At 70.5% G+C, this 9,052-nt stretch carries 4 protein-coding genes and 1 pseudogene; 4 read left to right on the top strand and 1 reads right to left on the bottom strand.

The window, feature by feature from the left end:
- The 4 genes from DQP58_RS24630 to DQP58_RS24615 form a co-directional block, all read left to right on the top strand.
- Positions 1–3,235: non-ribosomal peptide synthetase (locus DQP58_RS24630; protein ID WP_114149369.1), on the top strand; the 3,235-nt coding region annotated here is incomplete at its 5' end.
- Between the two features lie 181 nt (positions 3,236–3,416).
- Positions 3,417–5,222, top strand: coding sequence for an N-acetylglutaminylglutamine amidotransferase (locus DQP58_RS24625; protein ID WP_112710729.1), 1,806 nt, complete (start codon positions 3,417–3,419; stop codon positions 5,220–5,222).
- The gene (ngg, locus tag DQP58_RS24620; protein WP_112710728.1) at positions 5,219–7,009 is read left to right on the top strand and encodes an N-acetylglutaminylglutamine synthetase; all 1,791 of its coding nucleotides are present in this window, start codon (positions 5,219–5,221) and stop codon (positions 7,007–7,009) included. The genes DQP58_RS24625 and ngg overlap by 4 nt, the downstream gene beginning before the upstream one ends.
- Positions 7,010–7,058: 49 nt before the next feature.
- Positions 7,059–8,552, top strand: a complete 1,494-nt coding sequence (locus DQP58_RS24615; RefSeq protein WP_112710727.1) for an MFS transporter — start codon at positions 7,059–7,061, stop codon at positions 8,550–8,552.
- Positions 8,553–8,563: 11 nt separating this feature from the next.
- Here DQP58_RS24615 and DQP58_RS24610 read toward each other — a convergent pair.
- Positions 8,564–9,052: pseudogene (locus DQP58_RS24610) on the bottom strand (serine/threonine-protein kinase); the annotation flags it as partial.

Below are 9,052 nucleotides of genomic sequence, written 5' to 3'. Positions count from 1 at the left end.
GTTCGCGCTGTCCGAGGAGACCACCCGGGCGGTCAGCGAACTGGCCCGCGCCGGCCACACCACCGTCAGCACCGTGCTGCAAGCCGGGTGGGCGCAGCTGCTGGCCTGGCTGACCGGCCAGCACGACGTCACCTTCGGCACCACCGTGTCGGGCCGCCCGGCCGAGGTGCCCGGCGCCGAATCGATGGTGGGTCTGATGATCAACACCGTCCCGGTGCGCGCCAACATGACGGCGTCGACCACCACCACCGAGCTGCTCGACCAGATGCAGCGCGCCCACGCCGACACCCTCGACCACCAGCACCTGGCGCTGCACGAGATCCACCGGATCACCGGGCACGAGAAGCTCTTCGACACCCTGTTCGCCTACGAGAACTATCCGCTGGACACGTCCGCAATGGCCGTCGACCATGAACTGGCGATCGCCGACGTCGACATGTTCGAGCGCAACCACTACCCGCTGACGATGCAGGCCGCGCTGTCCGGCCGGGAGCTCGGCCTGCGGGTGGAGTACGACACCGGCGTCTTCGACACCCAGACCATCCAGGCGCTGCGCGACCGGCTGGAGCGGGTGCTGCTCGCGATGGCCGCCGGCCCGGGCCGGCCGCTGTCGTCGGTCGATCCGCTCGGCACGCCCGAGCACACCCGCCTGGACGAGATCGGCAACCGGGCGGTGCTGACCCGGCCGCTGCCCGCGCTGCCGTCGATTCCCGCCTTGTTCGACGCGCAGGTCGCGGACCGGCCCGACGCGGTGGCGATCAGCTGGGGCGGCACGTCGATGACCTACCGGGAACTCGACGAGGCCGCCAACAGGCTGGCGCGCCTGCTCGCCGAGCAGGGCGCGGGCCCGGGGGAGTCGGTGGCGGTGCTGTTCTCGCGGTCTGCGCGGGCGATCGTGGCCATCCTGGCGGTGCTCAAGACCGGGGCGGCGTATCTGCCGATCGATCCGGCCGCGCCGGGCACCCGGATCCGCTTCATGCTCGACGACGCCGCGCCGGTCGCCGCCGTCACCACCGGAGACCTGCGGTCGCGGCTGAACGGCTCCGAGGTGACGGTCATCGACATCGAGGATCCCCGGATCGGGGAGCACGCGGCCGCGCCGCTGCCGGCGGTCGCGGCCGATGGCATCGCCTACGTCATCTACACCTCGGGCACCACCGGTGCCCCCAAGGGCGTGGCGATCACCCACCGCAACGTGACCCAGCTGCTGGGCACCCTGGACGCCGGCCTGCCGCGGGTGGGCGTGTGGACGCAGAGCCACTCGTACGCCTTCGACGTGTCGGTCTGGGAGATCTTCGGCGCCCTGCTGCGCGGCGGCCGGCTGGTCGTGGTGCCCGAGTCGGTGGCCCGCTCGCCGAAGGACTTCCACGCCCTGCTCGTCGACGCTGACGTCACCGTGTTGACGCAGACCCCGTCGGCGGTGGCGATGCTGTCGCCGCAGGGGCTGGAGTCGGTGACGCTGGCGGTGGTCGGCGAGGCCTGCCCGGCCGAGGTGGTGGATCGCTGGGCGCCCGGCCGGGTGATGGTGAACGCGTACGGACCGACCGAGACCACCATGTGTGTGGCGATCAGCGCCCCGCTGACGCGGGGATCCGGGACGCCGCCGATCGGTCTGCCGGTGGACGGCGCGGCCCTGTTCGTGCTCGACCCGTGGTTGCGCCCGCTGCCCGAGGGGGTTGTCGGCGAGCTGTATGTGGCCGGCGACGGGGTGGCCGCCGGGTATGTGGGCCGGGCCGGGCTGACGGCGTCGCGGTTCGTGGCGTGCCCCTTCGGGGCGCCCGGGGCGCGCATGTATCGCACCGGGGACCTGGTCTGCTGGGGCCCCGACGGCCAGCTGCGCTACCTGGGCCGCGCCGACGAGCAGGTCAAGATCCGCGGGTACCGCATCGAGCTCGGCGAGGTCCAGGCCGCGCTGGCCGCACTCGACGACGTCGAGCAGGCCGTGGTGATCGCCCGGGAGGACCAGCCGGGCGGCAAGCGGCTGGTGGGCTACATCACCGGCACGGCCGACCCGGCCAAGGCCCGCACCGCGCTGGCCGAGCGGTTGCCGGTCTACATGCTGCCGGCCGCGGTGGTGGCGCTCGACGCGTTGCCGCTGACCCCCAACGGCAAACTCGACGTGCGTGCCCTGCCTGCGGCGCAGTACACCGGCAGCGGATACCGGGCCCCGGCCACCGCCACCGAGCGGGCCGTGGCCGACAGCTACGCCCAGGTGCTCGGCGTGCAGCGGGTGGGCGTCGACGACTCCTTCTTCGACCTGGGCGGCGACAGCATCTCGGCGATGCGCGTGGTCGCCGCGATCAACGCCACCCTGGGCGTTGACCTGTCGGTACGCGCCCTGTTCGACGCTCCCGCGGTCAGGGCGCTGAGCCTGCGGCTGCGGGCCGAGTCGGCGGACGGCGACGACGTCGTTCCCGTGCAGACCCTCCGGGAGGGTTCCGGGGTGCCGTTGTTCTGCATCCACCCGGCCGGCGGGGTGAGCTGGCCGTACCGGGTGCTCGGCAAGTACCTGGACCGCCCCATCTTCGGCATTCAGCAAACCCCACCGGCCGACGAAGCCGCGCCGCGGTCGGTCCGCGAATTGGCCGAGATCCACGCCGACCGGATCCAGGACGTCTATCCCGACGGGCCCTACCACCTCCTGGGCTGGTCGTTCGGCGGGGTCGTCGCCCACGAGATCGCGATCGAGCTGCAGCGCCGCGGCCGCGTGATCGGGCGCCTAATCCTGCTCGACGCCCAGCCCAGCATCGACGACGCCATCGCCCTGCCGGAGCACGCCCTGGGCGAGCAGCAGGTGCTCGACGACGTCCTGCGGGCCTACAACATCAGCGTCGACGCGCAGACTGGACCGCCCACCGACGAGCAGCTGGCGGAGCTCCTGCGCGAATCCGGCGTCGCCGACATACCGCGGCACCGTTGGCTCGCCGATTTGCTGGCCGGAAACCTCAACGACAACATCGAGCTCTACCGGCTGCACGAGCCCCGGCTGTTCGACGGCGACATCTGCGTGTTCTCCGCCGTGCGGGACCAAAGCGACCGCAGTTCGCTGCTGGCCCGCTCCTGGGAGCCCTACGCCTCCGGCGGCGTCCTCACCCACCCGGTGGACTGCACGCACAACGAGATGCTGACCGCCGACTCGGTCGAAAGCTACGGGCAGCAACTCCGGCAGCTGCTCCGCGAAGGAACGCCGCCGCGAACTGGCCCCGCACGAACGGTTCAACGCGGCGGCCGGTGACGACGAGCCGCCCACCAAGTCATGAGCCGTCTCGCCGGTGCATCGCGACGGTGCGATCCAGTTCACACATCCGTCGATCCCGGTGATCACCACGGGTCGGCCGCGGCCGTCGGCGGCCCGCTGCAGCGCTTTTGGCGGAGCTCACGCGCGCTTCGACCCGGGCAACGGTAGGGTCGAAGACGTGTGCGGAGTCACCGGGGAGGTCCGACTCGACGGGCAGGCGCCCGACGTAGCGGCGGTCTCAGCAATGGCCGCGGTGCTGACACCACGGGGCCCCGATGCGGGCGGCGCCTGGTCGCAGGGCCGGGTCGCGCTGGGCCATCGTCGGCTGAAAATCATCGACCTGACCGAGGCCGGCGCCCAGCCGATGGTCGACTCGGAGCTGGGTCTGTCGCTGGCCTGGAACGGCTGCATCTACAACTACAAGGAGTTGCGCCACGAGCTCAGCGGGTACGGCTACCGCTTCTTCTCGCACAGCGACACCGAAGTCCTGATCAAGGCCTACCACCGGTGGGGTGATGACTTCGTCAGCCACCTGTTCGGCATGTTCGCCTTCGCCGTCGTCGAACGCGACAGCGGGCGGGTGCTGCTCGGCCGGGACCGCCTCGGCATCAAGCCGCTGTATCTGACCGAGGACAGTCACCGGGTCCGGTTCGCGTCCACGCTGCCGGCTTTGCTGGCCGGCGGCGGCGTGGACACCCGCATCGACCCGGTCGCCCTGCACCACTACATGAGTTTCCACTCGGTGGTGCCCGCGCCGAACACCATCCTGCGCGGCGTCCGCAAGGTGCCGCCCGCCTCGCTGGTCGCCATCGAGCCCGACGGCCGGCGCACCGTCACCACCTACTGGGCGCCCGACTTCACCGGGCACGCCGACCGCGCGGATTGGTCGGAGCGCGACTGGGAAGACGCGGTGCTGTCCACGCTGCGGTTGGCGGTCAAGCGCCGCCTGGTCGCGGACGTGCCGGTCGGTTGCCTGTTGTCCGGCGGCGTGGACTCCAGCCTGATCGTGGGTCTGCTCGCGGAGGCCGGCCAGCACGGGTTGTCGACGTTCTCCATCGGCTTCGAGTCCGCCGGCGGCGTCAAGGGCGACGAATTCCAGTACTCCGACATCGTGGCCCGGCGCTTCGAGACCGACCACCACCAGATCCGCATCGAGACCGACCGGATGCTGCCCGCGCTGGACGGGGCCATCGGCGCGATGAGCGAGCCGATGGTCAGCCACGACTGCGTCGCCTTCTATCTGCTCAGCCAGGAAGTGGCGCGGCACGTCAAGGTCGTGCAGTCCGGCCAGGGCGCCGACGAGGTGTTCGCCGGCTACCACTGGTACCCGCCGATGGGTGATCCGGCGGCGGCCACCCTGGACGGCGCCGTCGCCCAGTACCGGGGCGCCTTCTTCGACCGCGACGCGGCCGGGGTGCAGGCGCTGGTCGGATCGGGCATCGTCGCGCCCGGCGACCCTAGCCTGCGGTTCGTCACCGAGCACTTCGCGCAGGCCGGCGCCGAAACCGGGATCGACCGCGCGCTGCGGCTCGATACGACGGTGATGTTGATCGACGATCCGGTGAAGCGGGTGGACAACATGACGATGGCGTGGGGGCTCGAGGGCCGGGTTCCGTTCCTCGACCACGAGCTGGTCGAGCTGGCCGCGACCTGCCCGCCGGAGCTCAAGATCGCCCACGAAGGCAAGGGCGTCCTGAAACAGGCTGCGCGACGGGTGATTCCGTCGGAGGTCATCGACCGCCCCAAGGGCTACTTCCCGGTCCCGGCGCTGACCCACCTCGAAGGCCCCTACCTCGACATGGTCCGCGACGCTCTGTACGCGCCCACCGCCAAGGAGCGCGGCCTGTTCAACACCGACGCGGTCGACGCGCTGCTGGCCAACCCCAACGGCAAGCTGACCCCGCTGCGCGGCAACGAGCTCTGGCAGATCGCGCTGCTCGAGCTCTGGCTGCAGCGCCACGGTGTCACCGGCCCGGTTGCATGACCATGGTCGACCCGTCCGGCGACCACACCGAGGCGATCACGCTCGGTCTGCACGACGCATCGCCGCCCGAGCTGGTCGATGCGATGGCCAAAGACGTCGAACTCGAATTGGGTTGGGGCCGGCTGATTTTCGGCCAAACCTTCGCCAATTCCCAGCACCTGGTCGAGGCGCTGCGCCGCGAGGGGCCCGGCCGTCGCGACATCTGCATCTACGCCCGCGAATCCCACGTCGTAGTCGCCGAGGCGCCCACCGAGCTGTTCATCGACCCCAGCCACACCTACCGGCTGCGCTTCACGCCTGAGACGACGAACTTCGGGCCGGCCCCGCCGGGCGTGACGGTGCGCACACTCAACGACCCGATCGACGCCGACGCGATGAACCGCGTCTACGTGCGCTGCGGCATGGTTCCGGCCGGCGTCGACGTGATCTGGGACAACCATCAGAACGTGCCGGCGGTGAAGTATCTGCTCGCCGTGCGCGACGAGGACGGCGCGGTGGTCGGCACGGTCACCGGTGTCGATCACGAGTTGCTGTTCAACGACCCGGAGGAAGGGTCGAGCCTGTGGACCCTGGCGGTCGATCCGGCCGCCGGGCTGCCCGGCGTCGGCGGCGCGCTGACCAAGGCGCTGGCCGAGCACTTCCGCAGCGCGGGCCGCGCCTACATGGATCTGTCGGTGGCGCACGACAACGCCGCCGCCATCGGCCTCTACGAGAAGCTGGGTTTCCGCCGCGTCCCGGTGCTGGCGATCAAGCGCAAGAACGCGATCAACGAGCCGCTGTTCAGCCCGCCGCCCGAGACGGTCGACGACCTCAACCCCTACGCCCGGATCATCGCCGACGAGGCGCTGCGGCGGGGGATCTGGGTCGAGGTGCTCGACGCCGAGACCGGCGAGATGCGCCTGACCCACGGCGGCCGCAGCGTCATCACCCGTGAGTCGCTGTCCGAGTACACCTCGGCGGTCGCGATGTGCCGGTGTGACGACAAGCGGCTGACGCGGCGCCTGGTCTCCGAGGCCGGCATCACCGTGCCGCGGGCGCGGCTGGCCACCTTCGACGAGAGCGATTTCGCCTTCCTCAAGGAGGTCGGCGAGGTCGTCGTCAAACCGACGCGGGGTGAGCAGGGCAAGGGCATCACCGTCGGGGTGGTGCCGGACAACGGCCCCGACGACCTGTCCGCCGCACTGGCGCGGGCCCGTCAGCAGTACCCGGACGTGCTGATCGAACAGCGCGTCACCGGCGACGACCTTCGGCTGGTGGTGATCGACGGCCGCGTGGTGGCCGCCGCGCTGCGGATGCCTCCCGAGGTCATCGGCACCGGGGAGCACAGCGTGCGGGACCTGATCGCGGCCGAGAGCCGGCGGCGCTCGGCGGCCACCGGCGGCGAGTCCCGCATCCCGCTCGACGACCTCACCGAGTCGACCGTCGCCGAGGCCGGGTGGAAGCTGGACGACGTGCTGCCCCAGGGGACCCGGCTGCGGGTGCGCCGCACCGCCAACCTGCATCAGGGCGGCACCATCCACGACGTCACCGCGCAGGTGAACAGCGAACTGTGCCGCGTGGCGGTGACGGCGGCCGAGGCGATCGGCATCCCGGTGACCGGCATCGACCTGCTGGTGCCCGACGTCACCGGCGCCGAGTACGCGTTCATCGAAGCCAACGAGCGCCCGGGCCTGGCGAACCACGAACCCCAGCCCACCGCCGCGGCCTTCATCGACTTCCTGTTTCCCGGCCACCCCGGCCAGCCGCAGGCCTGGACCCCCGAGGAGTCCCGCTCCGATCGCGGCTGACGCCCGCTGAGTGGGTAGATCTCTCCTCAAACCGAGGAACGGAGACCGCATGAGTGCGAGCGCGCAAACCAAGACCATCTCGACCCATGTGCCGGCGCGGCTGGACCGGCTGCCGTGGTCGCGGTTTCACTGGCGCGTGGTCGTCGGCCTGGGCGGGGTCTGGGTGCTCGACGGGCTCGAGGTCACCATGGTGGGCAACGTGTCGGCCCGCCTCATGGAGCCGGGTAGCGGCATCGCGCTCGATCCCGCGCAGATCGGCATGGCGGCTGCGATCTACATCGCCGGCGCGTGTTCGGGGGCGCTGTTCTTCGGCCACCTGACCGACCGCTTCGGCCGGCGAAACCTGTTCATCCTCACCCTCGCAATCTATTTGGTGGCCACCGTCGCGACCGCGTTCGCCTTCGCCCCGTGGTACTTCTTCCTGACCCGCTTCTTCACCGGCTCGGGCATCGGGGGCGAATACGCCGCCATCAATTCGGCCATCGACGAGTTGATCCCGGCACGGGTGCGCGGTCGCGTCGACCTGGTGATCAACGGAACCTATTGGCTGGGTTCGGCCGCAGGCGCGGGCGGCGCGCTGATCCTGTTGAACACGGCGAACTTCCCGCCCAACATCGGATGGCGGCTCGCCTTCGGCATCGGCGCCATCCTCGGCATCTTCGTGCTGCTGGTGCGGCGCAACGTTCCGGAGAGCCCCCGTTGGCTGTTCATCCACGGCCGCGACGACGAGGCCGAACAGATCGTCGGCGAGATCGAGGAGGCGGTTGAGCGCGAGACCGGCCAACCGCTGCCCGAACCGCAAGGCAAGGCGCTGCGGATCCGCCAGCGCACCGCGATCTCGTTCCGCGAGATCGCCGCGGTCGCGTTCAAGCTCTATCCGCGGCGCGCGATCCTCGGGCTGGCGCTGTTCATCGGGCAGGCGTTCCTCTACAACGGCGTCACGTTCAACCTCGGGACGCTGCTCAGCCAGTTCTACGCGGTGCCGTCGGGCATGGTGCCGGTGTTCTTCGTGCTGTGGGCGCTGAGCAATTTCGTCGGCCCGCTGGTGCTCGGGCACCTGTTCGACACCGTCGGCCGTAAACCGATGATCACGCTGACCTACCTCGGTTCCGCGGTCGCGGTGGTGGCGCTGGCGATCGTGTTTCTCACCCGGGCCGGCGGCGTCTGGGCCTTCATCGGCGTGTTGATCGTCGCGTTCTTCCTGGCCTCGGCGGGTGCCAGCGCGGCGTACCTGACGGTCAGCGAGATCTTCCCGATGGAGACCAGGGCGCTGGCGATCGCCTTCTTTTACGCGATGGGCACGGCGATCGGTGGTATCACCGGGCCGTTGCTGTTCGGTCAGCTGATCAACTCGGGCATGCGCACCGAGGTCGTCTGGTCGTTCCTCATCGGGGCGGCCGTGATGGCGGCCGCGGGTCTGGTCGAACTGTGGCTCGGCATCGCCGCCGAGCGGCGCCCACTCGAAGAGCTGGCGCTGCCGTTGACCACGGAAGACGCCGAAGATGCTGAGCGCCAAGAAGATTCGGAGCCGGCGGCGGACTGAGTCGCGACGGATCAGCCGTACGCGTCCCACCACGTGTGCAGATCCTCGACGGTGGCCGGATCCCCGCTGACGTCGCTGAGCATGAGCCTGGCGTCGTTGGACCAGATCACGTTGGGGTGGTTGTGGTAGGTGCCGCACGCGATCAGGCCGGCCATGTCGTTGGGTGTCTCGTCGTAGTGCCAGCTGACGGGTGAGCGCCCCTCGCCGGGGCAGTTCACCAGGCTGATATTGCCGATGTCGTCGGCGAAGGCCCGCTTCAGCCGGTCGGGCGTGGAGAACAGCCCGTACGTGGCGCGGGCCGGTCCGCCGGGCTGGGTGTTCTGGCCGCAGGTCACCATGGCCACCGCGGTAACCCAGATGCTGCCCGTCTCCGGAGTGGCCGGCGTGCAGGCGCCGGGCAGGTACCCGGGTGGGAGCAGGCTGATCAGGCGCGCCTGATCGCTGCTGGGCGCCGCGGTGGACGGCGGCGCGGTCTTGCCCGACGTGGCCCGGTGCTGGGG

Source organism: Mycobacterium colombiense (assembly GCF_003284975.1).
Classification (GTDB): Bacteria; Actinomycetota; Actinomycetes; order Mycobacteriales; family Mycobacteriaceae; genus Mycobacterium; species Mycobacterium europaeum_A.
This window is presented reverse-complemented; position numbering and strand designations above follow the sequence as displayed.